The 1,350-nt window shown below is 32.1% G+C and carries 2 protein-coding genes; both read right to left on the reverse strand.

What is annotated here, in order from left to right:
* Nucleotides 1-756, reverse strand: a 756-nt coding sequence (locus RMO83_RS07405) for a CNNM domain-containing protein (RefSeq protein ID WP_310559038.1), incomplete at its 3' end; no start/stop codon positions are given.
* A 56-nt stretch (nt 757-812) separates the two neighbouring features.
* A partial coding sequence (locus RMO83_RS07410) for an adenylate kinase (RefSeq protein WP_310559039.1) occupies nt 813-1,350 on the reverse strand: 538 nt, incomplete at its 5' end.

A 1,350-nucleotide genomic window follows, 5' to 3' on the forward strand; every position in this document is an offset into this window, starting at 1 on the left:
ATAATTTTCGCCATAAACCGGATAAATAGAATGCAATTCTTTAAGCATTAATTCTTTAACTTGTATTTTATTGGAATTTAATGGAATAAAAACTACAGACTTTCTGTGTGTCATTAGCGAATTTACTTTTCTATCACCAATATGAAAAACACGTTCCACAATGTCTTGTTCAATTTCTTGAACTTCGCCACCCTCGGTACCTTCTTTTATAATTGCTTTAATTTCTTCTTCGGTTACTTTTCCGTCAGCGGTTGGCTTGATATTCAATACTTTAAGAATCGCATCGGTTGTTGTAGTAAGCAACCAAATAAAAGGTGCAGTTACAATCGAAACCATTTTCATGGGTACTGCGACCGCTTTTGCAATAGCTTCTGGATGGTTCAATCCGATTCGTTTTGGTAATAATTCGCCTAATACTAATGAAAAAAATGTTAATATAACAACGACAATCCCAACAGATAAATTGGCAGAATAAGGTTGCAAAGTCACAAATCCATCAAGAAATAATCTGACATCATCGGTTACTTTGTCTCCTGAATACAAACCAGTCAAAATACCAATTAAAGTAATACCAATTTGGACTGTTGATAAAAATTTATTTGGAGAATTGGCTAAATCTAATGCTGTTTTGGCACTTGTATTACCTTTTTTAGCTGCCAATTCAAGTCTGTTTTTTCGTGCTGAAATCAATGCAATTTCTGACATTGAAAAAACTCCGTTTAAAAGAATTAAAAAGAAAATTATTATTATTTCCAATTTTTGTTTATTTGGTTACTACTTTGTTTATTTAAAAACACTTTTTTTTTGCTAAATTACAAATTATCAATTACATTGCTCAATCTAATAGTGATTTCTTGGATTGTTCCAATGCCGTTAACAGAGTGGAATTTATTTTGTTTCACATAATAATCCATCAATGGTGCAGTTTTTTGATTGTATTCGTCATATCGATTTCTGATTTTTTCTTCGTCTTGATCATCTGGTCTTCCTGAAGTTTTGCCTCGTTCTAATAATCTTTGAACCAAAATCTCATCATCTGCTTCGAGTGCAATTGTTGCTGTAATTTTTTGGTTTTTGGTTGCCAAAAAACCATCTAAAGCTTCTGCTTGCGCCAAAGTTCTTGGGAATCCATCAAATAAAAATCCAGCTGAATTTTGATTTTTTTCGACTTCTGAATTAAGCATTTTTATGGTTACTTCATCTGGTACCAAATCGCCGTGATCCATAAATGTTTTTGCCAATTTACCTAAATCGGTTTCGTTTTTTATATTAAATCTAAAAATATCTCCTGTCGAAAGATGTGTTAGATTGTATTTTGTCTTCAAAAATTCGGCTTGAGTGCCTTTGCCT

It is taken from the genome of Flavobacterium sp. (genome assembly GCF_031423415.1).
Taxonomy (GTDB): domain Bacteria; phylum Bacteroidota; class Bacteroidia; order Flavobacteriales; family Flavobacteriaceae; genus Flavobacterium.